The sequence below is a fragment of the Streptococcus mitis genome (genome assembly GCF_002096735.1).
Lineage (GTDB): Bacteria > Bacillota > Bacilli > Lactobacillales > Streptococcaceae > Streptococcus > Streptococcus mitis_CZ.
Genome location: NZ_NCVC01000010.1, coordinates 1 through 25,223 on the forward strand (window position 1 = coordinate 1; position 25,223 = coordinate 25,223).

Consider the following 25,223-nt stretch of genomic DNA (forward strand, 5'->3'; position numbering starts at 1 on the left):
ACGAATTAAGGTAAAACTAAAAGGACTTAGCCCTGTACAATACAGAACTAAATCCTTTGCTTAAATTAATTGTCTAACTTTTTGGGGTCAGTACATTTTGAACTGGTTCCTTTTTTTATTTTCAAAATCTTGATTTAGGCTTTTTCACGAATGACCAAAACACCATCTTCCATGTCAGCTTCTAGGTGTTTAGCATCAAGGTTATCCAAGTGGAAGTCTGTGACTTTGTCACGGATTTGTTGTTCAACCACACGACGGAGTGGACGAACACCCATGATTTCATCGTAGCCTTCCTCAGTCATGTATTCTTTAGCAGCTTCGCTCACTGCCAAGTCAATGTCTTTCTTAGAAAGCGTCTTGTTAACTTCAACCAACATAAGGTCTACAATCTTAGAAAGATCTTCTTTGCTCAAGTGTGAGAATTCGATGACAGCATTGAAACGGTTAAGGAATTCTGGACGGAAGTAAGGTTTCAAACGATCCATCAATTCTGGTTTATCAGCATCTTCTGTCAAGTTAGCTTCGTAACCAAAGCCTGCGTTTGAAGTTGCGATTATCACCGTATTCTTGAAGTTGACAGTGTTACCTTGACCATCTGTCAAACGACCATCATCCAAAACTTGAAGGAGAAGGGTGATGACTTGAGGGTCAGCCTTTTCAATTTCGTCGAGAAGGACGATTGAGTATGGATTGCGACGGACGCGTTCTGTCAAGGTATTGTTGTTGTCATCGTAACCAACATAACCTGCAGTTGTACCAATTAGCTTAGAAACGGCTGTGCGGTCACTGTATTCAGACATATCCAAACGAATGATTGCGTCCTTGGTTCCAAACATATCTAGCGCCAATTGTTTAGCAAGTTCAGTCTTACCAACCCCAGTTGGACCTACAAAGAGGAAGCTACCGATTGGGCGATTGCCTTCATCGAAACCAGCACGGTTACGACGGATGGCACGAGCTACAGCTTCAACGGCCTTATCTTGACCAATAACTTTCGTCTGCAAACGATGACCCATATCTTTCAAACGTTCGATGTCCGTAGCCCCCATTTGAGATACTGGAATACCCGTCATACGTTCTACAGATTCAGCCACATCGTTGACACTTGCAGTCACTTTCATATCTTCTGTATGGTTTTCGATTTTCTTTTCCAATTCTGCAATGCGTGTTTTATAGTTTAGAGCTGCTTCAAAATCTTCTGCCTCAACTGCTTTTTCTTGCTTGTCTTTTTCTGCCTCAATTTCACGTTCAACAGCATGAACATCTGTTACTGGATGCTGAGCTGCCAAGTGAGCCGCCGTAACATCGACAAGGTCGATAGCTTTATCTGGCAAGCTACGTTGTGGAATATATTGAACAGAGTAATCAACGGCAGCTTTTAAGACTTCATCTGGCAAAATAACATTGTGGTGTTGTTGATAAAGATCTCGAATACCTTGAAGAATCTTGAAAGTATCTTCAGCAGATGGAGCATTAACCTTCACTTCGTTGAAACGACGAGCAAGGGCTGCATTTTTCAAGATAGTATTACGGTATTCATCTTGAGTAGTTGCGCCAATCACTGTCAATTCTCCACGTGAAAGAGCTGGTTTCAAGATATCAGCAAGACCTTTAGACCCTTGACCATCACCTGTGCTACCAGCACCAAGAATTTGGTGAATTTCGTCGAAGAAAAGGATAATATTTCCAGCTTCTTTGACTTCGTTTACCAAGTTTTGAATGTTTTCTTCAAAACTACCGCGGTATTGAGTCCCAGCCTCAAGTCCTGAGATATCAATGGAAATAATTTCCTTATTCTTAATAGCAGCTGGAACATCACCATTCACAATAGCTTGTGCTAAGCCTTCGACAACTGCTGTCTTACCAACACCTGCGTCTCCTACTAAAACAGGATTATTCTTGGTACGGCGTGAAAGGATTTCAGATGTTTCTTGAATTTCCTTGTTTCGTCCGATGACAGGATCCAACTTGCCCTCACGCGCTTCTGCAGTCAAGTTTCGACCCAGTTTAGCAAGGACACCATCTTGTTTCATACCTGAAGACTGTTGTTTCATTTGTCCATCAGTTTCTGCATTTCCTGGCAATTGACCAGTTGCACGATAGTGAGCAAATTCCTCAGGTGTGACTTCACGTCCATTAATCAAGTAACGGCGATTTTCAGAACTATATCCTCGCATACCACCCATCAATTGGTTAAATAAATCATCCATGTTGTTAAAATTATTAAAGTTGTTGTTCATATTCTTTACCTCTTTTTATTTACTTAGTTATGATTACTGATATTGACTATCTTTGACCTTTATCTTAAAAAATTTAGACTAGCTAGATTGCTACTCTACGTACTATTTCTGGTTTTTCTTTTTCAAGCAGGAGTAGACTATCTTTACTTCTAAAGATTTCTAGATTAAACATAGACCCCACCTCTTTCTATTTTACTTTAAATAAGTGTTCTAGTAAGGCTTTCATTTACCTTACGTTCATAATATACTACATTAGTCAAAAAAGGTCAAGGAATTTGACTTTAATTGACCAATATTTTTTAAAAAGCAAAAACACCCTGAAACATCAGGGTGCCATTCTTACATCAAATACAAAATTGCTAGGGTCAGGAGACTTGCTAGAAGCCCCACTCCCCAAAAGAAGAAGTCAACCTTCCACTCGCTCCAAGGATTTCCTTTACCAGACAATCCTCCAAGTTCAAAATGGTGATGCACAGGCGTCATACGGAAAATACGTTTTCCACCAGTCATTTTGAAATAGCCGACTTGCATCATGACCGAAGTTGTTTCAAAGACATAAATAATTCCGATAATCAAGAGAGTCCATTCTTGGTGGAGAGCCATTGAAATAGCTGCCAGCATTCCACCGAGAGCCAAACTTCCCACATCTCCCATAAAGACCTTAGCAGGCTTATGGTTAAAGACAAAGAAACCAAGCAAACCACCAATCATGGCAAGAATCACTAGAAGGATATCCATCTGACCTTGCACATAGGCAATAACTCCATAGGCAGACAAACTAATCACAACGGAAATGCTAGCTAAACCGTCAATACCGTCTGTCAAGTTTACTGCGTTTGAAAAACCGACTAGCCAGAAAAGAGCGAAGACAATATAGAAAATCCCTAGATGCACTTGGTAGCCAAAGACAGAAAGCATATCGCCACCACGCTCATAGAAAAGGTAGAAAATGACACCACCTAGAAGCTGAAGAGCCAATTTCTGTTTGGGATTAAGGCCCTCATTGATTTTACGGAAGACCTTGAGGAAGTCATCTAAAAATCCGATTAAACCATAGAGAACCAAGATAAATAAAATCATACCAACATTATTGCTGAGTTGATTACTAAATAGGGCGAAAAAGAAAGCAACTAAAACAGAAGCAATTAAGAAAACCAAACCTCCCATTGTAGGAGTCCCAGCTTTTGCCTGGTGCTGTTTGACATCCTCATGCATCTGCTGGCCTGTAATTTGCGCCTTTCTATAAAATTGGATAAAGGCCGGAATTCCTACTAAAGTTAGTAAAAATGTCACAATTCCAGCACTGATAGAAATAAACATATTAGTCTCCTAAAGTTAATTTAATTTTTTTAATGTTTTTGATAGCTGTATTAGTCCGAACATCCTGCTTCTGAACGACGGAACCTGAACCTTCAAATTCCAGCTCGATATCCAACCATTTAGCAAAGGCCTCAGCAGTCTCTTTTTTCCAGCCATACATGTCTGGAATTTCTTCTACCTTATCCGATAAAAGGATAACTTGTTGGTTTGGTGCAAGATTGGTCCCTTCTTCTACAGATGATTCTTTAATCTTTGTTCCAGTACCTACAACGATTGGTTGCACAATATTTCGGCGTAAGGCTTCCGCCAAATCACCAGGTGAAATATCCTTGATGCTAGGCATTGCATAAGAAGACTCTGTCGTCACTTGATCTAAATTCTTAGCAGGAGATTGAAGATTGAGAGATTCTTTCATAGCTGAAGCTCTTTCAAGAATTGGGTTGGCAAATTCTCCCAACTGGATACCTGAATAATGTTCAGGCTGTTGAACCGTTACATACAAGATAAAATCAGGATTTTCAGCAGGGTTCATAGCCACAACCGAGAAAATGTAGTTGGTAGAACCAACCAAGTAGCCTCCATTTTTCTCGTCAGCGATTTGGGCTGTACCAGACTTGAGGGCTACATTTTGACCTGGAACATTGACAGTTGCTTTTCCTGTACTATGATTGTACATAGTTCCATATCTAGGATCTGTTCCTACCAAGACCATGTGAGTACGAGTTTGGCTAGCTGCATCTTTCGAAACGGGATTTCCTACGATTTCTTTTTGAGATTTACGAACGGTTTGATCATTTGGATCATACAAGGCCGTAATAAATTTAGGCTCCAACATAACCCCATCATTGGCAATGGCTGTAAAAGCACGTAGCATCTGGGTCTGCGTTACAGAAATCCCCTGACCAAATGCACTCATGGCAATATTAACAATATTATCTGCAGGCAATTGACCTGAATACTCATCAGTCAGACCAAAACGCGTCGGAACCCCAAACTTAAAGCGGTTTAGATAATCCAACCAAGTAGCATCTCCCATTTTTTGTTCAAGTAGACTCATTCCAACATTACTGGAGTGAGCGAAACCTTGTAAGAAAGTCATCATCCCACCAGTCGTCAAACCATCATTAACATCCCAATCTCGAATTGTCGCATCCGCTATTTTTAATTCACTACTATTGAAGTATTCTCCACCTGGGAAGGTATTGTTATCAATAGAAGCTGCTAGCGTCATGACCTTCAGGGCTGATCCTGGTTCGTAATTACTTTGATAAAGAATATCACGCCAAACAAAGTCTTTGGTGATACCATCCTTAGTATCTGCATTAAAGGTAGGTCGTTGGGTGGTAGCAAGGATTTCACCGGTCTTTGCACTGACCAAGGTCGCGGTCATATACTTACCTTTTACTTTTTCTAGAAAGGCATCCATCTGAGTTTCCATGAAAGATTGGAGCGGGCTAGACAATGTTGTATAAACATCCTTGCCATCCACAGTTTGTTGCGACACCTGTTCTGTTCCTGGTACGATATTTCCTACACGGTCTTTTTCATAGGTAATAATACCGTCTGTCCCAGCAAGAATGGTATTTAACGAACTCTCCAGACCAAAAGTTCCTAATAAACTCTTACTGCCGTCCTCATTTTCATGAAGTTGGGCTAACCCAATAAAACTAGAAGCAAATTGTCCATTTGGGTAGCTTCTGTTAGGGCTAGTTGTAAAGTCTATTCCTTCCACACTAGCATCTTTCAAATCTTTTTTAATAGCCATCATATTGGCATAGGTAATCCCATTTCCTTTTGCACCAAAGGAAACCTGGGTCAGATTTGGTTGAGCCAATTGCTCTTTCACATAAGCTTCATCCATATCCAAATACTTATGGAAGACTTCAGCTACCTTATTAAACTGCGAATCCTCTACATAAAGAATTTTACCCGTTGCTGACTTGTATTTTTTATCAATAACAGCATAGACGTTATAAGAGGTCGCATCTTCAGCAATAGGCACTCCATTTCGGTCATAGATAGTCCCACGTTTGGCAGGAACTGTTCGGGTTGTTTGGTGAACCTTTTTAGCCTCTTTTACCAAGTCAGTACCAAATATATTACCTTTTGCGATAATATAAGCAAAATTGGCCAAAAAGAGGCCGAAAAGGGCAACAGCTAAAAAGCTGAGGTACTTGCCAACTATCCTACGGTTTTTTGCTGGAGACTTACGATTTTTTATCGCAAATCGGGTTATTTTTTCTGTCCATTTCATATCTTACTCCGCTGTTCGGATATTTTCATTATTCAATTTCAAATCTTTTTTATCTGCAATTTCTTTCAAGCGCTCGGAACGAATCAATTCATTCACTTCCTGCTTGGCATCGTCCAGCTCTGTCTTCTTCTCCTCTATCTGCGCATTGATTTTTGTCAAATCACTTTGCACTTGCAAGAGTCGTGTCTGCATAAAGATAATGCTCACTGCTAAAACGAGTGCCGTAAAAGCAATCGAAAGATAAAATGCCTTCTCTACACGTGAGAATTTTTTTATACGATTCTGCAAGAATTGACTGGTTGTTTCTTTCTTATCTACCATTTTTTCCTCTTACTTGTGAATTTTTCTTGCCACGCGCAACTTAGCTGAGTGCGAGCGGTTATTGGCTTCTAATTCTTCTGCACTTGGCAAGATTGGCTTACGGGATACCAATTCCATCTTGGGCTTGAGATCATCTGGGATGAAAGGCAAACCTTTGGGAACTTCCACTGTTGAAGCTTCCTTGAACAATTGCTTGGTCAAGCGGTCTTCTAAGGAATGAAAGGTAATCACTGAGATTCTACCATCTAGAGCCAACATCTCCATAGCCTGCTGGATGGATTCATCTGCCGCTCCCAGTTCATCATTGACTTCAATTCGAATAGCCTGGAAAATCTGCTTGGCAGGATGGCCCTTCTTCTTGAGCTCCTTGGCAGGTTTGGCCGACTTGATAATTTCTGCTAACTCAGTCGTTGTCTCGATTGGCTTGACTTCACGTGCTTGTTCAATCTTACGGGCAATCTGTTTAGAGAATTTATCCTCACCATATTTGAAGAAAATTCGAACCAAGTCATGATAGTCATAGTGGTTCACCACCTCATAGGCTGTCAGACTAGCATCCTGATTCATGCGCATGTCTAGTGGCGCATCCTTTTTATAAGAAAAACCACGCTCACGCTGGTCCAATTGAGGACTAGACACTCCCAAGTCATAACAAATTCCATCAATTTCCTGAACACCAGCTTCGCGCAAACGTGCCTGTAAATGACGGAAATTATCCTTGATAAAGGTTACCATCCCTTTTTCGATATAGGGTGCCAAACGTTTTTGCGCATTGTCAATGGCATTCTGGTCCTGGTCAAAGGCATAGAGATGGCCTTTTTCACTTAATTTACTTAATAAATATTCGCTATGGCCTGCTCCACCCAAAGTCGCATCAACGTAGATACCGTCAGGCTTTACGTCGAGCATATCAATCGTTTCATGAAGTAAGACCGTTACATGATGAAATTCTTTTGTCATATCCTATCTATTTTACCATAAATCCGACCAGCTTGCACTAGTCAGACAAATAGGGCAAAAACAAGTAAGATTTCTTTAAGAAATATGTCAAATATGCTTGACATCTATTTCTTAGAAGAATATAATATAGTCAAATATATACGACACAAATCAGAAAGGAGAACAAATGAATCGTGTGAAAGAATTTCGCAAGGAACTGGGCATTTCCCAGCTCGAACTCGCCAAGGATATCGGCGTCTCGAGACAGACCATCAACATGATTGAAAACGACAAGTATAATCCAACTCTGGAACTCTGTCTCAATCTCGCCCGAAGCCTCCAAACTGACCTCAACAGTCTCTTTTGGGAGGATGATTTTTAAAAAAGGAGCCAACTCATGAAAAAAGAAACCTTCACTGAAAAACTGATCAAACGCACATACGGTATTTCTGGTCCCCTTGACGAATACAAACGGCATGAGGCCGATCGTATTGGGAACCAAGTCTTTATCATCCTCTTTTATCTGATGATTTTCGGAAATCTTATTCCACTCGTTCTTGCCTATAAATATCCTCAACTAGTAGCTCTAGTCTATCCTCCTCTGATTTTAGTGATTGCCCTCATCGCTGCTGGCTATGTCACCTACCAAATGAAAAAAACAGGGATTACAGCTATTGATCCAGATATGCTGAATGAGAAAGAAAGCAAGCAACTATACTACCCAGGTCTTAAAGCAGGTTTGTTCTTTGGTCTATGGATGTTTTTTATAACTCCTCTTCTCAGTATACTCATAGGTGAAAGTCCGGACTATTTTAATTCTCTTCTTACTATAAGAAATGGTGTATCAAGCATTCTCGGTTCTATCTTCTTCGGAGCAAGCATACAGTTCCTCATCTCCCGTCGCATTGCAAAAGCTAAGAAAGATCAAGATGAGGATTAGGAGGTACCCTATGAAATCACTAGTAACTTTACTTACCTATCATCTTTTGTTCAGTTCTCTGCTCATCTTCATCATCGTTTCAGGGAACTTGCCAATCTACGATATAGTCCTCCTTCCAGTCTTTGTTCCAGCACTCAACAAAGGATTGACTTATCTAAAGATAGATTCCCAAAAAACGCGCATACTCAACCTAGCACTATGCTTTATGATTCTATCCTTTCTATCCTTACCACAGCTGACGCTCATTTCAAGCAATTGGAAATATTATATACTGCTAACTATCGCCATCCTTTCTTCTATTACTTATCTTTATTATCTCTATCAATTCGTAAAAGAAACAAAATAACATCGTTCATTTAGGAGAAATCACCCATGAAAAAAGAAGACTTAACAACTCGCTTACTTCGAAATTTCTTTCATATCCAAGGGCCTTTTGATGAATGCCGTCAAGAGGTTATCTACAAGGCTTGCGCCCGTTCCATGATCCAAATCTTTTACTCTTCCTTCATTCTCTTCCTATTCTATATTTTGTTCGGAAGCTTTATAGAAATTGTTCGAAATGTTATGCCCTACATCTATTTTGGACTCATTTTGTTCATGAGTATAAAAGCTCAAAAAGCCGTCCAAGAGCTTCATCTTGAAAAGGATGACAAATCAGAAATCATTCTCAAAACCTACAGCAAAGCTCAAATCAAATTCCGAAGCTGGATTGTGTTTATCGGTATTCAGATTGGCTTCTTTACCTTACTCATCTTTCATAAAGTCTTCGTTCAACAGATGTCCCTTTCAGATTTTGGAAAGTTGCTCATGCAATTCGATAAAAGTATTCCTTTCCTGATGTATAGCCTGATTATCGGAAGCATTTTTGGAACCCTGACCTACGGATTTCTATCACTACAGGAGGAGAAAACTCCTAAAAATACCAAACAGAAGGAGAAAAGCAAGCAATGACTTCACTATACGATTTTTCAGTCTTGAACCAAGACCATCAAGAAACTCCACTAGAGACCTATCGTGGTAAGGTTCTCTTGGTTGTCAACACTGCTACTGGATGTGGTTTAACGCCCCAGTACCAAGGACTTCAAGAACTCTATGATCGCTATCAAGAACAAGGTTTTGAGATTTTAGACTTTCCTTGCAATCAGTTTATGGGACAAGCACCAGGCGGCGCAGAGGAAATCAACGCCTTCTGTAGCCTACATTATCAAACCACCTTCCCACGTTTTGCCAAGATCAAGGTCAACGGTAAGGAAGCAGACCCTCTCTATGTTTGGTTGAAAGAACAAAAATCTGGCCCACTGGGAAAACGAGTCGAATGGAATTTCGCTAAGTTTCTCATTGGTCGTGATGGGCAGGTCTTTGAACGCTTCTCTTCAAAAACAGACCCAAAACAAATTGAAGAGGCGATACAAAAACTACTATAATTTCACAATCTCACTATTATTAGTTCTCCTTTAGCCTAAGAATAGTGGGATTTTTTGATGGGCTTTGACTTGAATAGAAAAACACCCCATGATATGAGCCATGAAGTGTTGTAAAAATGATACATTTACAGCAGACTCCCCTCTACTGACTACTATTTTTAACCCCAGCATATACATAGGTCCTATTTCTAGGACACGCTTTTTCCGTTACCACCCTAAAATAAAAGCTATGCTCCCGCCCATCCTTGGCATTTTCCTTGTTTAAGACAAAGTAGTTTTTCTGATTCATCGCCATGGTTCGTAGGATGTCATCAATCAAAAAAGTCAAGGGTACGTTCATGGCAGAATATTTTTGAAAATCCTCTTCAAAACGAATATAGTCATCTGAAAAATAATCCATCTGCAGTTTGTTTTCATACAGCTCTTTTCTAGTCATAAACTCCCTCCTCCCACAGTCGAATTTCTAGGATATCTGCAACCTCTATCAACCTATATCCCTCGTTTGTCCTAATAGATAGAGTCTGATGTGATAACTCTCTCACCACACCGATGATAGTCGCCTTCTGCTTCTTTTCCTTGACCACAAAACTCCCCTTAAGTTGGCCAACATAAAGCTGAGAAAGCAAGTGCAACTTCTCATCTGGAGTCAAATCCGTCGAAAAATCAACACGGCTTTTTTCTTCACTGAGCGAACTGGTGTGTTCTGAAAGGTAAAATCCCATCCACTTCTGCATACCTGGATCTTGATAATATCGCGCGGATTGAAAAGGTAAATAAGAACGATCAATCATTGTAATCCATCTAATCCTCCAGCAGAATGTCCCCCAATCAGCTTGCTTCTGGCAAGACTCCTAGAGGCTTCTTCCAGTGCATTGGCTCTTAAAAGAGAAGTGAAACCAAATTGTTCCCGAATGGAGTCAATGGCCGTCTGGAGCCTTTCTTCTTTTTCTAGCTTGTCAACATCATCAAAGAGAGATATCAAACCAAAGGGCTCGTCTACAAAGCCTGAATAGTTTACACCGACACTTCTGACTGCTCCAGAAGTGTATTTGTTATGAAATAACTTCAAAACATAATTCGTTAAGACAGCTGTATTATTGGTCGGTTCGACCTTCATTTGTGTGTGAATAGACGACCTGACCTCCTGTTTAGAGAAACCGACATAGATAGAGACAAGGGTTGTTTTCTTGCCAGACCTTCTCAATCTAATAGCCACCTGCTCCGCCATTTCTCGAAGAATAATTTCAATATCCCGTAGCTTCACGTAGTCTCTCGGCAAGATTTGAGAATTCCCCAAGCCCTTGGATTTGGCTTTATAAGGCTTATGAACATTGCTCTCATCAATTCCGTTAGCATGAAACCACAAACGAAGACCAGCCTGACCCAGAGCTTTTTTTAGCTGGTCAGGATTGCTGGTTGCCAATTCCTTGATGGAAAAAATCCCCAGAGCATGCAAGCGTTTCTCCATCCGCCTGCCAATTCCCCAAAAGTCGGTCATCTTGGGAATGAACCAGACCTTCTCTTCCACATCCTGGTAAGACCAGTTGGCCCTCATGGTCGGAGTGTGCTTGGCTTCATTATCCAGAGCCAACTTGGCCAGTAAGGGATTGGCATTTGACATACCTACTGTAGAGTAGATCCCTGTCTGCCTCCAAATATCCCTCTGAATACGAGCAGATAGCAAATCCAGCTTGTCTTTGCGAGAGAGACTCTTATCTGGGATGAAATAGTTGAGCGAACTAGTCAGGTCAATAAAGCCCTCATCGATAGAGTAGGGATAAATATCATCTGGACTGCCATAGTTTTGAAAGATTCGCTGAATTTCCATATTGACTGCGATGTACTCATCCATTCTAGGTGGCACAATCAAGGTCACTTGAGCCCAATCTTCGATGTAGCGAACATAGTCCGAGTCAGTCGGTAGCCCTTGCTTTCTAGCATTATAGTAGGAAAATTTGCGGGTCTTGATATCAAAGGGCAAATCATAGGCTCGACCAACATTTGACTTGCCAAAAATCTTCTTAAACAGGGGAGAGGAGGCTAGGATAAGACCAGTTGAATTATCCGCACGACTCATGACACAAAGCGAGGTTTTCAGCGGATGTAAGCCCCTTTTCACGCACTCAACACTGGCATAAAAGGATTTCATATCGACAAATGCAATGTCACTTTTGGGCTCTCTAGAATAATCAAAGTAGCCCATTGGCTAGCCCTCCATCGGCACAAAGTTCCCAACGATAATCCCCACAATCCGAGGATCTTCCTCATAGGAGATGAAAATATCCTTGTATTTAGGATTGATAGAGACCAGACGCAATCCATTCTCCTCTCGATAGACCCGTTTGATATAGGTCTGGTTGTTGCAAACCACTGCATAAACCGCCCCGTCATAGTCAAATCCTGTCTCTCGAATCAGAGCTACTGAACCATTTTGGTATTTAGGTTCCATGGAGTCCCCAGACACCCATGACGCAAAATCATGAGCCAACTCCTCATTAAAGTAAACCGTATCAAAATTCTGATCATCGTAGACCGAAGCCCCAATCCCTGCTGACATGCGTTCATAAACACGGTACTCGTAGAGGCGCTCTGGCATAGCTGTCACTTTGTGGGCTTGCTCCTCTTGAGATAGGTTGCGAGCATAGAGAACAACCTTCTCCTGCCCTTGCTTGGAGAGGCTATGGTAGAGACGGACAATCTCGATCTGAGTAAAATATCCTTTTGGCACTTTTAAAATATTCTCTAGCTGAAACACCTTCTCCTTAGACGGTTCTTTGATTCCACGTTCCCAAGCTGAGTAAGCTTGGAAACTAATCCCAAGTTGCTCTGCAATTTCCTTCTGTGTCAGTTTTAACTCTTTCCTCCGAGCCTTTAATTTTTCTGGCTGATACATACTTCACCTCCTAGTATAGAACCTTATCTTAAATGATTTTCCTTAGAAAAGCTAATCTTTAGTTGAGTCACTTTTAAAACTCAACCAATTTGGTTTAGTTTTATTATATAAAAAAAGTAGACAAATGTCCACTAGGAAAAGCAGAAACATCGTGAGTTTTATACTCAATGAAAATCAAAGAGCAAACTAGGAAACTAGCCGCAGGCTGTACTTGAGTACGGCAAGGCGACGTTGACGCGGTTTGAATTTGATTTTCGAAGAGTATTAATCAAACTAAAAGGACCTAGCCCTATACAATACAGAACTAAATCCTTTGAATAAATAATTGATCTAACTTTTAAAATTCCTACAGAAATTCCAGTTTTTCTCTATTTGATACCAGACATTAGTTTTTCAATACGTGGAACGTAGAAGAGTAAGATAATACCGAATACAATCGTAATTCCTCCAACAATTCCATAGTAAGCCACTTCAGTTTCGCTTGTATAAAATTTTACAATTTGAGCATTGATAGCTTGGGCAGCTGCATTACTCAAGAACCAGATAGACATCATTTGTGCTTGGAAGGATTTTGGTGCTAACTTAGTAGTGACTGATAGACCAATCGGCGAAATCAGCATTTCCCCTACAATCACAATAGCCCAACTCATAATCAACCAGAGAGGACTGACCTTAACATCTGTCCCAAAGAGCATCCCTGGTAACATCATCCACAAGAAGGATAAACCTGCAGCAAATAAACCGTAAGCAAATTTCTTAGCAGAGGATGGTTGCTTTTTACCCATTTTCCCCCACAACCACGCAAAAATCGGCACATAAATCATAATGAAAAGGGGATTGATACTTTGGAAAAAGCTAGATGGAAAATGAATCTGATTCCCAAATACATTAAAGTAAAGTTGAGTTTGATCATCCGCAAATAGAGCGAGAACAACAGAACCCTGTTCCTCAATAGACCAGAAGAGTACTCCAGCGATAAATAGAGGAATGTAGGCAAATACTCGGGATCTCTCAGTGGCAGTTATTTTCTGACTAGATAAAATTTTGAAGAAATAGTAGATTGGAATGATTACCGCAATCACTGTAAAGATATTAACAATCATATCCACGTTAAACTGGTGAGCATAGAGATGTAAAACTGTTACACATTAAAAAATAATAATTAGCAATTAAAGAATAGAAATTGTGTACGAAATGTCTCAATTAGTTTTCATTAGTAAATATCATTTCCAACAAACGCCCTCTCAATTCCTTATCCTGATGATGCAAGATATTCATTAACTCATGAGAATTTTTGGCATTGATGAATTGATTTAATAATCTATCTTTTAATTCATATGGAAGAGAAACCGTCTTTAGTAGTCTAAAAACTTCGTCATTTAGGGATGTTGTTTTATTATCTTTATATTCAAATCCAGCTGTAGCATTCTTATTTGGCAATTCAATGATAGACACATTCGTTCCTTTAAAATGAATTCTATGAATTCTATTGCTTGGAACGATACTAGAATCTCCTTGTAATGTTAACTCTACCATCCCCATTTCCCAGTCGATTGACAATCTTGTTTTATATCTTTGACCATTTTGATCTTCAATCATTTCAAAAGAATGTTGTTTGCCTGGGAATACATACCAATCTACAACTTCAGGTAAATCAACACCCATATCTATCTCAGAACCAACCAAGGGAATGATTGCACCACTTTTTGCAAACACAGGTATCGTCGAAATGTCTCTATAAACACTCAACTTCATACCGCCTGTATATTTTTTATCTGAAAAGAAGTCATACCATTCACCTTCAGGGAACCATACATCCACTTTTGCAGATTGGAATGCCAAATCCATCTTTTCTACAATGGGAGCCACCATCAGTTCTGTTCCAAAAAAGTATTGATTTGGGACATTATAGCTCACATCATTCTCTGGGTAGAAATAATACATTGGACTAATTAATGGGGAACCTTCTTCATGTGTCTTTACATTCATGGTATATAGATAGGGAATCATCTGATGTCTCAAACGAAGGTATTTCTTCATAATCTTAGATGTTGTTTCTGAAAAAAACCAAGGTTCTTTACTATTAAAGGGACTTCTAGAACTATGTAAGCGAGTAATCGGACTAAAAACACCAAACTGTAGCCATCTGGTTTGTAGCTCTTCGTCATAATTCCCCAGCATGTGTCCACCGATATCATGACTCCACCAACTATAACCGATGTTAGATGCTGTCGCTGTAAAATAAGGTTGAAATCTTAAGGAATTCCAACTAATAATAGTATCCCCTGAAAAACCAACAGGGTAGCGATGACTACCAGGCCCTGCATATCTTGATAAAATCAAACCACCTTCTGCATTTTTACAACTATCCTGATAATGATAATGGTTTAAAAGCCATAGTGGATCCAACATGCCTTGTGTCCCTTGTTGCCAGTCAATCCACCAAAAATCTACTCCCTGCTTTTCTAGCTCATAATGAACATCTTTAAAGTAGGCTTCTCTAAAAGAGGGATTAAAAAAATCAAAAATGGCAGGTTCCTCTAATTCTACATTTAACCCCAATCGTTTGGCGACTCGAGGATAAGCTTCTTCATAAGCCCGTATACCATCAGCAGGATGGACATTTAAGGAGAGTTTCAACTTTCTATCATGAAGTTGTTGCAATAACTGCTCTGGATTAGGTATTAAATTTTTATTCCAACTATATCCTGTCCAGCCACTTCCAAAACGAGCTGGAATGTCAGTGATATGCCAATCCATATCTAAAACACCGATAGATAATGGAATTTTCTCTGTTTCAAATCTGTCTATTAAATCCAAGTATTCATCCGACGTATAAGGCCAATACCTACTCCACCAATTGCCTAAAGCATATCTTGGCAACAAAGGGGTTGAACCAGTCAAATGGTAAAAGTCTCTGATTGCTCCTCTATAATCATGCCCATAGGCAAAGAAATACAGGTCAATTTGATTTTCTCTCTCAATATAACCAGACTGTTCATCCCAAATAAATCCTTGAGAATCATCCAATAAAGCTATACCATTTCGGCTAATAATTCCATCTTCTAACGAGATCGCTCCATCTGCCTTATCCAGAGTCCGAGCTGTTCCTTTTAACGTTTCAATAGATTCACCAAAATACCAGCGACTACCATATACGGCAAAATTTCCTTTTAATTCTATAAATAAATTTTCGGCGTTAAATTCTCCTTTATTAAAGTGCAGATGAAAATAGTCCGTCATAATATCTAGTACGTTTGATGTCTCGATACAATCTAACGAAACTTGGCCAAAATCTCTATTATAGATAAGTTGTGTCGTTCTATCCTCAAAACTTCCAGTTTGAGAGTACTCTAACCTTACTAACTTGTCTGTTAATACAGAGATTCGATAAAACTCTCCCTTAAAAATTTTCAATTTGTTTCCCTCCTTTTAGTAAATTTCTTTACCTTATCAAACATTTTATTTGTTATCGTTACATTCATCAATCCGCAAAAAGCAAATCCCCCAAATGTAAATACGTAAATAGCTGTTAAAACTCGTTCTGGACTACTAAAACTCATATACAGTACAGAAATATTAAATAAAACCAACATGATCGCTTGTATTGGATTTAACATACAAATTAATACGCTATTTACAATACTATTTTTTAGATTATCTTTAAATAGACCAATATAGGGAAAAATAACACTCATCAAAAGTATTATAACAAATAAAAAGGGCAACACTAACAATAAACTATACTCTGAAAATAAACTTGAATAGCCCCAAAGACAATAGTTCACATATAAAAGTAATTCTATTAGGAGGATAAACAACCAAATAAAAGTTGATTGTTTAAAATTTTGTCTAAAGATCCGAAAATAATGATAAGCGATATCGGTATCTTTACCTTTTAAAATACGATACCACATTGTCGTAAGAGAAGTTAATGATGCCCCAATTGTAACTATTGGAATACAACTAACAATAAATAGAGTATTTAAAATAATTAAATCTGTCAAAAAAGTTAAAATTCTAACCACTTTTCCATCTAATGAAAATAATTTTTGCATAATATATTCTCCATAAAATCAATCGTCTTAACTCTATATTTTAGAATGTCAGTTGCACAAAAATATTACCTAAATTATTTAAAAAACATTTCCAAATTTCTTTAAAAATTAGAATAAAGGAAGCGAGATAATTGGATGTTATCAGTCTCGCTTCCTGTAATTAGCTAGTCCCTTGTTTATACAACCAAGAGTTCATATAAAGTATTACTCTTTTACTTCTTTTTGGTAACGATTATATGCTTCCTGTTGAATCTTCATAAATTCGTCCAATCCCATATTCTTAAGAGTTTCTTTGTATGAGTCCCATTCTTTTTCTATGCCACCTTCAACTACCCATTTAGATGCTTGTTGTTTGACATAGGATTCAATGCTAACATAGATTGATGATAATTTGTTAAGCTCTTCTTGTGAATAAATCACATTAGGGTAAGCTGGCAACGCAAATTGTTTCAAATCTTGATCCATCTTCAATTTCAATCCATCACCTTGTGTTTGATCGATTTCTACGCGACTATTGATATCATCGCTTACGTATTTAGGACCAAAATCTCGAAGTGAATTAATCCATGCCCATTCATCAGCTGATTTACCATCTTTAGGAGGTAACACTTTAAACTTATCACCATTCTTTTCAGTAGCTATTCCAAATGATCCATAGAAATTCTGAATACTTGCTTCATCTGTATATAATTTATCCAACCATTTCAATAATTTAGCAGGGTTTTTGCTCTTATTTGTAATCAAAATTTCATTTCGACCATAGTTGTAATGATCTGGATCAGAAAAGACATATTGTTTACCATCCATACCTTTTAAAGCAGGTAGAGCAATATATTCACTTGAATGTAAGCCAAACGTTGCATCTGCTGTCCAACCACTAGAAACACCTACTCTAGATACTCCCTTATCCATACGTTTTGCTACACTCATAGAGGTATCTTCTGTAAAGATTTCCGGATCAATCAAACCTTTTTTATAAGATTCGTGCATTGCTGCAATCCCTTGTTTATAACTTTCTTCTGTACGAAGGTAGACTGGTTTTCCATCTTTTACAGACATTTCATATGTATTATCTGCCCCTAAACGATTATTGAACGGAAGAATATATGAGAATGTTGGATCAAAGTTTCCTGCTCCGAATGGAATTTCATCAGAAGCGTCTCCATTTCCGTTCGCATCTTTATCCTTAAATTCTTGTAGTACTTTTACTAAATCATCATAAGTTTCTGGAACCTTTAATCCTAAATTATCCAGCCACTTTTTATTAATAAATAGCTGATTAGCTACAGTAGGACGCATCGGTAATTTTTTAGGTAGACTGTAGATATGACCATCTGGTGAAGTAATCATAGCTTTAATCTTAGGTTCTTTCTCCATAGCCTTAGTTAAATTTGGCATGTTTTCTTTGATTAAATCTTCCAATGGAATAAATAAAGATTGGTTCTGAGCAATTTCTGAATCTGTAAAAGCATTTGAACCTAAAAATGCATCTGGTAAATCTCCACTAGCAACCAACACAGATTTCTTATCTGCCCAATCTGCAGCTACAAGTGTATCCCATTTAACATCGATACCTGATTCTTTGGCAGAATCAGTTAGAAAACCTTTATGATAATCTTCCCCCCAGTCAGACCAACGAACAGTTGTGATTTTATAAGAATCTTCTCCAGACTTATCATCCTTATTCGCATTATTAGAATTTGCACAGGCTGTTAAGCCAGCAAGTGTAACTGTTCCTAAGAACAAATATGTAAATGATTTATTTTTCATGTTTTTCTCCTATTCTTTCAACGCGCCAATCATTACGCCTTGATTAAAATATTTTTGAACAAAGGGATATAGCAACATTATCGGAGCGGTTGAAATAACAATTGCTGCATATTTCATCATATCGGCTTTGATACGAAGATCTGATGCAACTTCTCCTGTTGCTTGCGATTGTAACATTTGATTACTAATTAGTAAACGTCGTAAAATTAATTGCAATGGTTGTAAATTTTCATTCGTTAAATAAATTAAAGCATTAAACCACGAATTCCAAATACCAACTGCAGTCCAAAGTCCAATAACTGCTATAATAGCTTTTGATAAAGGAACGACTATCTTAATAAAATAACGAATTGTACCACATCCATCAATTTGTGCAGCCTCCCACATCCCGTCTGGAATACTATTATTAAAGAAAGTTCTAGCAACAATAATATTGTATGATGAAACCGCAAAAGGGATTACCATTACCCAAAATGTATCAATTAGGCCAACATTCTTTACTGTTAAGTAGGTAGGAATCAAGCCACCTGATACGAACATAGGGATTATGTATAGAATACTCATCCATTTTCTACCAACTAATTCTTTTCTAGATAAAGCATAACCAGCTGGAATATTGACTACTAAAGCAACTAAGGTACCAACAACAGTATATAAAATGGTATTTAGATAGCTACGTAAGAATAAAGGTTGTTGAATAAGACGTAAATATCCATCTAATTTCCATTCTCTAGGAATAAACCATACCTTTCCATTTGCAACATCTGAAGGATTACTAAAAGATGCAATCACTACAAACCATAACGGATAAACAATTAACAGGATAAGGAAAATTGCTAAACCATAGGTAACTATATCAAATAATAATTCAGAGTTTGTTTTTCTTGATTTATGAAACCATTTCACCTTGAGCACTCCTTCCTTTAAAAAAGACCCGTTCTAGTATATCTTTTCGAGAACCAGTTAACAGATAACAAAATTATTAGATTGACTACGGTGTTAAATAACCCTATAGCTGTCGAATAACTATACTGAAAATTCACCATACCAACTTTATAAACATAGGTCGAAATTATCTCACTTCCTGCTAAATTAAGAGGATTCTGTAATAGTAACACTTTCTCAAACCCTACACTTAATAAACTACCTGCTCTTAATATTAGCAAAATCATAGCAGTTGGCAAAAGTAATGGTAATTCTATATGCCTAATTTTTTGTAACCTAGAAGCGCCATCCATAGTTGCAGCCTCATAATATGTAGGATCAATTGCAGAAAGCGCTGCCAGATAAATAATACTATCCCAACCAATATGTTGCCATACATCACTCCAAACATAAACACCTGCAAAACTAGTAGGTTTTGATAAAAAATCTGGAATAGTAATTCCAACAGACTTAAATACATTTGCTAACAAACCACTAGTAGGAGATAAAAATAAGATAATCATCCCACACATAACCATTGTAGAGATAAAATGAGGTAAGTAAGTTGTCACTTGAAATATTTTTCTAAATTTCCCAACTCTTAACTGATTACTGATTATAGCTAGTATAATAGGCAAGGGGAATCCTACTACAATACTATAAAGTGAAATTTTTAATGTATTGAACATAGTTGTCCCGAATTGGAATGATGAGAAAAATTGAGTAAAGTACTTAAATCCTACCCACTGACTAGCAAAGATACCATTGGCTGGTGAATAGTCTTTAAATGCAATAATTAGTCCCAACATGGGAATATAGGAAAATAAAATTAATAGCAATATTGAAGGAAAAAGTAATATATATAACGGAATACTATGCTTTAATTTTATTTTATGAAGTTGAGATGCTACTTTCATGTTTTTCCTCCCATCTGATTTTCTACGATTATTTTACACCATATAGAATTCCCTTAATAGAACTTTTTGGACTAGGTTTATCAATTTTTCAGTTTTTTAATTTTAAAAACTATTACTTTTCCGACATCTTGATAAAACATATCTGTTTTGTTACATGATATCGTATTTTCAAAGTGCTATAATTTTAAGAGGAGAATAGTATATGAAATTAAATCACGACTTATCAAAAAAACATTCTATTCATTTTTTCTTTAAACTCCTACTTGTACTACTATTGATAAATATTTTAATCAATATTGCTATGAGTAACATAACCAGAAACTTTATTAAAAACCAAAATATAGTACACTTACGTAGTTCAATTGAAATTTATGCTGATTCTGTTAATGAGAAATTGCATTCTGTAGAACGCTTTATGTACTCAACAATAACGCATAATGAATCTTTAGAGAAATTAAATCATGTACAAACGTTTCTTGAATATCAAGAAAATCTTAAAAAAGTTCAAACTAGCTTTACAGAGTTTGAGTATCAAAATGAAACTCATATGACATTCTTATTAGAAACCGATAGTACTGATCATTTTATAAATGTCTCCAATCTTTATATTCCATATGAAGATTATCTACTGTTAAAATCAAATCTAAAATCATTGCGCAGTGATATAAGTGACCGTAAATGGAAAAATATAACTACTAAAAACAGCGAATACTTAGTTAAATCTGTTCATTACGAAGGAAAAATCATTTATGCCGTCATATCTTCAGAAGATATCCTAAAACCTCTCAATAAACTTAATATTGGTAATAATGGTAAACTCTCCCTAAAAGAGCCTAACAATATACCGTCCTCTAATTACCTAATTCATGCCCAAAATGAAAAAACGCATTTACCTTTCGATATTTATGTTTTAGTCGATTATGCCGAAGTCTTTAGAAATATCACACTCTTAGAAGTATTTTTATCAGCTGTTCCTATCATTATCACAATTTTATCAATCATCATTATCCTGTATATTCGTCAGTGGATGATTAAACCTATAACAAGACTCACTGAACGGCTCTCTCAACTTGGGGACTCCATCCCCCCTTCTGAATTTTTTATATCTGAAGGTATACTAGAAATTGATAAGGCAAATGATAAACTTAATAAAGTAATTTTTGACATGCAAGAATTAAAAATACGAGAATACCATTCACAACTAGAACTTAAGAAGATTGAACTTAATTATCTTAAAAATCAAATCCGACCGCATTTCTACTTAAATATGTTATCAATGATTCATAGTATGCTTCAAACAAAAAACTATAAGGAAATTGAAGAGTTAACTATCCTAACTTCAAATTATCTCCGTCATTTATTTATGGCTAATCAAGATTTTTCAGAACTTAAAGATGAAGTTCAGCATATTAGAGATTATTTAGAAATACAACGAATTCGATATGGAAATAGCATCTACTTTTCACTAGACTACAATGATGACCTACAAAATACTCTTGTTCCATCGTTACTGTTACAAACATTTATTGAAAACACAATCAAACACGGTTTTTCATTTCAGGATTTATTTACAATTTTGCTATCGATAAAAAAAGTAAAAACTGAGAACTCAGATTATATTCAGATTTGTATCGAGGATAATGGTCCAGGTTTCTCTGAAGAAATTTTATCAAAACTAAATCAGAAACAGTCTCTAATAACAGAAGATGGACATCATATCGGGATCACAAACACCATCGAACGTTTAAATCTTCTCTATCCCAACGACTATACTATTACATTTAAAAATAATGAAGAAGGTGGGGCTAAAATTCTTTTACTCATTCCATACAAGATTATAGACGGAGGTTATAATGAACATCTTATTAGTTGATGACGATCGTTTTATCATTGAAGCTTTACGAGAGAAAATAAATTGGGATAAACTACACATTGACATTGTTTATGTTGCCTATAGCCTCTCTCAAGCTCAAAATATTATTAGAGAGCATCCTATTGATCTCATGATAAGCGATATAGAAATGCCTCAAGGCAGCGGCCTCGAACTCTTATCTTGGATTAGAAATGAAAAATATGATATAAAAACAATTTTTTTAACTAATTACGCCGACTTCAACTATGCTCAAAAAGCAATTGAATTGCAAAGCTTCGAATACTATCTAAAACCCATTAACTTTGAAAAATTAGAATTTATTATTCAAAAAGCCATTAGTAAAATTGAGAATCATAACTTAAATGGAAAAAATGATTCGCTTTTACAAATAGAAGATAATTTCTGGTATGATTACCTTAGAAAACCTCAAATTTCTCGCATTGATGAACTAGAAAACATAGCGAGCAAACAAGATTTTATTCTTAAAAAACACCAGTATTTTTTCCTTGCAGTTTTAACAATTAATCTTAATGAAGAAGATTATTCTATAGAAACTCCATCATGGACTTCTCAACTAAAAAGAGAACTTCAAAGAATTTCACAACCTTCTTATAAACTGATAAGTTTGTTTAAGATGGAAAGCCAGGTTGATCAATATGTTTGTCTTTTTAGAGTAGACTCATCAAAACGTAGTGACAAATTAGCATGTGAGATTCATTCTCAAATTTCTAATAACTTTAGTAAATGCTCCAACATTATATATAAGAGTTGCCATAAAATATCCGATGTTTTATTTCATACTAAAGAACTCTACACTTATAATGAACAATATGTTTCTTATTGGGATACTATTACATGTGTTCCACATAGTTTTCCAACTTCTTTCAAAACAGAAACTCTTTCAATTGCGTTTTTAGATAGCTTAAGCGAATATGAATTAAGAGAAAAAATTAATTCACTCGTCTATAATTCTCAAATCCCTACTTTCACGCTACAACAAATTTTACTAGATTGGACTCAACAAATAGGAATATATCTAGATCAAAAAGGAATTTCGGCACATAAATTGTTCCAAAACAGCACTCATGATTTCTTATTCCAACGACGCTTTCATTCAATTGAATCTTTTCAGGATTACTTTGATTATTACTGGTCACATGCTAAGAAATTTGCAACAAACATTGAAAACCAGAAAAATAGTATTCAACGCATTGTCGAATACATAGATCATCACTACTATGAGGATATAAATCGTTCTATATTAGCAGATATGGTTTACCTCAGTGCAGATCATTTAGCTAGAATTTTTAAAAAAGAAACTGGAGAAACTCTTGTTAAATATATAACGGATAAGCGCATTAATGCTGCTAAATCTCTCCTATCTCAAACCAATATCTCGATATCACAAGTATCTTGTCAAGTAGGGTATGATAATTATTCTTACTTTACTAAAATTTTTAAACAAAGGACTGGACTTTCTCCTGGAGATTACCGTAAAACATATCAAAATAAAATGTAAGCAATCTAAATCATTGAAATGATAAGTAAAATTCAAGGTCTATAGTAATTTTTGAAATTCTACAGTTTTTCCAAAGATAGCTTCAAAAATTTCTTTAAAATTGTTGATAAGGCAACTTCTTAAAAAGTCAGTTTGAAAAGAAAACCCAGTAAATATTTCTAGGATAATAGGATAAAACGTATGCTATCAAGCTTTTACTGAACTGCACCCCAAAAGTTAGACAGAAAAAATCTAACTTTTGGGGTGCAGTTCAAAGAAACCTGATAATATGCGTTTTATTATGGAAATATTTCCTATTTTCTCTATTTCTAATGACTTACTTCAGCTTCTTACCTCTTAGAAAGAGCAACAAAAATATGAACTAGCAAAGTTTGGCATCATCAGTAATCCATAACAATTTGTCTTTACTTATATAGACACTAGAGGAAACATCAACAAACCTTTACATGCTGACTATCTAAACAATAAAATGAAAAGCATTAGAAAGCGACATAAAGAGCTGGCACATGCTACACCTCATAAACTGCGACATACAGGAGCGACACTTGCCAAACAAGCAGGAATGAGCTTAGAAGCTATTTCTGAAGCTCTAACACACAGTGATACAGGAACAACACAGATTTATGTAAATACTTCTAATGTAGTTCCTATGACAGTAGGTGAATTTGCTTTAAAGTCTCTAAAACAATAAGGTGAAAATAAGGTAAACTTTGAGGTAAACTTTTCAAAAAAACACGAAAAAAGCACCCATAAGGTAAACTTTTGAGTGCTTTGAAACGTTGATATAATCGGTTCGATTAACGTTTTGAGGCAACTGACCTTGTCAGGTTGCAGCCACATTTGTAAGCGACTAAAGTCGCAACAACTGTGTCAATTGCACCAATTTAGTAAGAAAGTAGAAAAAAGAACACCCCGAAAGGTGCTCTGTATAAGTATAGTAATTCTTTCGAATTAACGTTTTGAGAATTGTGATGCTTTACGAGCTTTCTTAAGACCTGGTTTCTTACGTTCAACTTTACGTGAGTCACGTGTAAGAAGTCCTGCGCGTTTCAATGAATCGCGGAAGTCTGGGTCTACTTGAAGAAGGGCACGAGCGATACCGTGACGGATAGCTCCTGATTGACCAGCGTATCCACCACCTACAACGTTAACGAAAACATCGTATGAACCTGCAGTTGAAGTAACTGCGAATGGTTGGTTGATTACAAGACGAAGGTCAGCGTGTGGGATGTACTCTTCAACATCTTTTTTGTTAACAGTGATTTTACCAGTTCCTGGAACAAGGCGAACGCGTGCAACAGCGTTTTTACGACGTCCAGTACCTGCATATTGTGCTTGTGACATACTTTATTGTTCCTTTCCTTAGATAAGTCCTGAAATATCAAGAACTTCTGGTTGTTGTGCAGCGTGAGTGTGCTCAGCTCCAACAAATACTTTCAACTTCATACCTTGAGCGCGTCCAAGTGTATTGTGTGGAAGCATACCTTTAACTGATTTCTCGATCAAACGTACTGCATTTTTAGAACGAAGTTCACCTGCAGAGATTTGTTTCAATCCACCTGGGTGGTTTGAGTGAGTGTAGTAGATTTTATCAGTTGCTTTTTTACCAGTCAATTTAACTTTTTCAGCATTGATAACAATCACAAAGTCACCTGTATCAGTGTGTGGTGTAAATGTTGGTTTGTTTTTTCCGCGAAGTACGCTAGCAACTACTGCAGAAAGACGTCCAAGTGGTACATCAGTTGCGTCAACTACGTACCATTTACGTTCAACTTGGCCTGGTTTAGCCATAAATGTTGTTTTGTTCATGATTTCTCCTATATATAGTTCG

23 protein-coding genes and 2 pseudogenes are annotated in these 25,223 nt (G+C 36.9%); 8 read left to right on the forward strand and 17 right to left on the reverse strand.

Features of this window, described 5'->3' with window-relative positions; genetic code table 11:
• Window positions 1–134 precede the first annotated feature (134 nt).
• From B7703_RS00735 to rsmH, 5 genes are all read right to left on the reverse strand, one after another.
• Window positions 135–2,240, reverse strand: coding sequence for an ATP-dependent Clp protease ATP-binding subunit (locus B7703_RS00735; protein ID WP_084923228.1), 2,106 nt, complete (start codon window positions 2,238–2,240; stop codon window positions 135–137).
• A 339-nt stretch (window positions 2,241–2,579) separates the two neighbouring features.
• Complete coding sequence (gene mraY / locus B7703_RS00740) at window positions 2,580–3,560, reverse strand: phospho-N-acetylmuramoyl-pentapeptide-transferase (protein WP_000470817.1); 981 nt, start codon at window positions 3,558–3,560, stop codon at window positions 2,580–2,582.
• A 1-nt stretch (window position 3,561) separates the two neighbouring features.
• Window positions 3,562–5,814: a penicillin-binding protein PBP2X gene (gene pbp2x, locus B7703_RS00745; protein ID WP_084923230.1), complete on the reverse strand. Its 2,253-nt coding sequence runs from the start codon at window positions 5,812–5,814 to the stop codon at window positions 3,562–3,564.
• Window positions 5,815–5,817: 3 nt separating this feature from the next.
• Window positions 5,818–6,135 (reverse strand): cell division protein FtsL, encoded by a 318-nt coding sequence (gene ftsL / locus B7703_RS00750; protein WP_000227824.1) that lies wholly within the window; start codon window positions 6,133–6,135, stop codon window positions 5,818–5,820.
• A gap of 9 nt (window positions 6,136–6,144) precedes the next feature.
• Complete coding sequence (gene rsmH, locus B7703_RS00755; RefSeq protein WP_000159402.1) at window positions 6,145–7,095, reverse strand: 16S rRNA (cytosine(1402)-N(4))-methyltransferase RsmH; 951 nt, start codon at window positions 7,093–7,095, stop codon at window positions 6,145–6,147.
• 166 nt (window positions 7,096–7,261) lie between these two features.
• Here rsmH and B7703_RS00760 point away from each other — a divergent pair, with 166 nt between their 5' ends.
• The 5 genes from B7703_RS00760 to B7703_RS00780 are packed head-to-tail and all read left to right on the forward strand — an operon-like array spanning window position 7,262 to window position 9,438.
• Entirely contained in the window at window positions 7,262–7,456 is a 195-nt protein-coding gene (locus B7703_RS00760) for a helix-turn-helix transcriptional regulator (protein ID WP_001082470.1), read from the forward strand.
• Window positions 7,457–7,471: 15 nt separating this feature from the next.
• Entirely contained in the window at window positions 7,472–8,014 is a 543-nt protein-coding gene (locus B7703_RS00765; protein ID WP_084923232.1) for a DUF3278 domain-containing protein, read from the forward strand.
• 10 nt (window positions 8,015–8,024) lie between these two features.
• Window positions 8,025–8,360, forward strand: coding sequence for a hypothetical protein (locus B7703_RS00770; RefSeq protein ID WP_070528723.1), 336 nt, complete (start codon window positions 8,025–8,027; stop codon window positions 8,358–8,360).
• Between the two features lie 26 nt (window positions 8,361–8,386).
• On the forward strand, window positions 8,387–8,965 hold the full coding sequence (locus B7703_RS00775) for a DUF3278 domain-containing protein (RefSeq protein ID WP_000711238.1): 579 nt from the start codon (window positions 8,387–8,389) through the stop codon (window positions 8,963–8,965).
• Window positions 8,962–9,438: a glutathione peroxidase gene (locus tag B7703_RS00780; protein WP_000203038.1), complete on the forward strand. Its 477-nt coding sequence runs from the start codon at window positions 8,962–8,964 to the stop codon at window positions 9,436–9,438. Before B7703_RS00775 ends, B7703_RS00780 begins: the two co-directional genes overlap by 4 nt.
• 142 nt (window positions 9,439–9,580) lie before the next feature.
• Here the strand turns inward: B7703_RS00780 and B7703_RS00785 are convergent, their stop codons facing one another.
• The 10 genes and pseudogenes from B7703_RS00785 to B7703_RS00830 all read right to left on the reverse strand — a co-directional run bounded on the left by B7703_RS00785 (window position 9,581) and on the right by B7703_RS00830 (window position 20,000).
• A complete protein-coding gene (locus tag B7703_RS00785) occupies window positions 9,581–9,874 on the reverse strand; it encodes a DUF5960 family protein (RefSeq protein WP_020903430.1) in 294 nt (97 codons plus the stop codon).
• Entirely contained in the window at window positions 9,867–10,229 is a 363-nt protein-coding gene (locus B7703_RS00790) for a hypothetical protein (RefSeq protein ID WP_020903431.1), read from the reverse strand. Before B7703_RS00790 ends, B7703_RS00785 begins: the two co-directional genes overlap by 8 nt.
• A complete protein-coding gene (locus B7703_RS00795) occupies window positions 10,226–11,641 on the reverse strand; it encodes a Y-family DNA polymerase (RefSeq protein ID WP_084923234.1) in 1,416 nt (471 codons plus the stop codon). Before B7703_RS00795 ends, B7703_RS00790 begins: the two co-directional genes overlap by 4 nt.
• Before the next feature lie 3 nt (window positions 11,642–11,644).
• Window positions 11,645–12,331, reverse strand: a complete 687-nt coding sequence (locus tag B7703_RS00800; RefSeq protein ID WP_000284671.1) for an XRE family transcriptional regulator — start codon at window positions 12,329–12,331, stop codon at window positions 11,645–11,647.
• A gap of 368 nt (window positions 12,332–12,699) precedes the next feature.
• A pseudogene (locus B7703_RS00805) lies at window positions 12,700–13,470 on the reverse strand (oligopeptide:H+ symporter); the annotation flags it as partial.
• A gap of 64 nt (window positions 13,471–13,534) precedes the next feature.
• Window positions 13,535–15,748, reverse strand: a complete 2,214-nt coding sequence (locus B7703_RS00810) for a glycoside hydrolase family 31 protein (protein ID WP_084923235.1) — start codon at window positions 15,746–15,748, stop codon at window positions 13,535–13,537.
• The gene (locus B7703_RS00815; RefSeq protein ID WP_084923238.1) at window positions 15,745–16,389 is read right to left on the reverse strand and encodes a DUF624 domain-containing protein; all 645 of its coding nucleotides are present in this window, start codon (window positions 16,387–16,389) and stop codon (window positions 15,745–15,747) included. Before B7703_RS00815 ends, B7703_RS00810 begins: the two co-directional genes overlap by 4 nt.
• A 204-nt stretch (window positions 16,390–16,593) precedes the next feature.
• Window positions 16,594–18,159, reverse strand: coding sequence for a type 2 periplasmic-binding domain-containing protein (locus B7703_RS00820; protein ID WP_004256278.1), 1,566 nt, complete (start codon window positions 18,157–18,159; stop codon window positions 16,594–16,596).
• 9 nt (window positions 18,160–18,168) lie between these two features.
• The gene (locus tag B7703_RS00825; protein WP_000870790.1) at window positions 18,169–19,065 is read right to left on the reverse strand and encodes a carbohydrate ABC transporter permease; all 897 of its coding nucleotides are present in this window, start codon (window positions 19,063–19,065) and stop codon (window positions 18,169–18,171) included.
• Between the two features lie 17 nt (window positions 19,066–19,082).
• A complete protein-coding gene (locus B7703_RS00830) occupies window positions 19,083–20,000 on the reverse strand; it encodes an ABC transporter permease (protein ID WP_000861542.1) in 918 nt (305 codons plus the stop codon).
• Window positions 20,001–20,202: 202 nt separating this feature from the next.
• Between B7703_RS00830 and B7703_RS00835 the strand changes: the two genes are divergently transcribed.
• The 3 genes and pseudogenes from B7703_RS00835 to B7703_RS00850 all read left to right on the forward strand — a co-directional run.
• Window positions 20,203–21,873: a sensor histidine kinase gene (locus B7703_RS00835; protein ID WP_084923240.1), complete on the forward strand. Its 1,671-nt coding sequence runs from the start codon at window positions 20,203–20,205 to the stop codon at window positions 21,871–21,873.
• Window positions 21,854–23,392, forward strand: a complete 1,539-nt coding sequence (locus B7703_RS00840; protein WP_084923243.1) for a response regulator transcription factor — start codon at window positions 21,854–21,856, stop codon at window positions 23,390–23,392. The genes B7703_RS00835 and B7703_RS00840 overlap by 20 nt, the downstream gene beginning before the upstream one ends.
• A 295-nt stretch (window positions 23,393–23,687) precedes the next feature.
• Window positions 23,688–24,083: pseudogene (locus tag B7703_RS00850) on the forward strand (tyrosine-type recombinase/integrase); the annotation flags it as partial.
• A gap of 260 nt (window positions 24,084–24,343) precedes the next feature.
• Here the strand turns inward: B7703_RS00850 and rpsI are convergent.
• Both rpsI and rplM read right to left on the reverse strand, forming a co-directional pair.
• Window positions 24,344–24,736, reverse strand: a complete 393-nt coding sequence (gene rpsI / locus B7703_RS00855) for a 30S ribosomal protein S9 (protein WP_000075964.1) — start codon at window positions 24,734–24,736, stop codon at window positions 24,344–24,346.
• Window positions 24,737–24,754: 18 nt separating this feature from the next.
• Complete coding sequence (gene rplM, locus B7703_RS00860) at window positions 24,755–25,201, reverse strand: 50S ribosomal protein L13 (protein ID WP_001044624.1); 447 nt, start codon at window positions 25,199–25,201, stop codon at window positions 24,755–24,757.
• Window positions 25,202–25,223 lie beyond the last annotated feature (22 nt).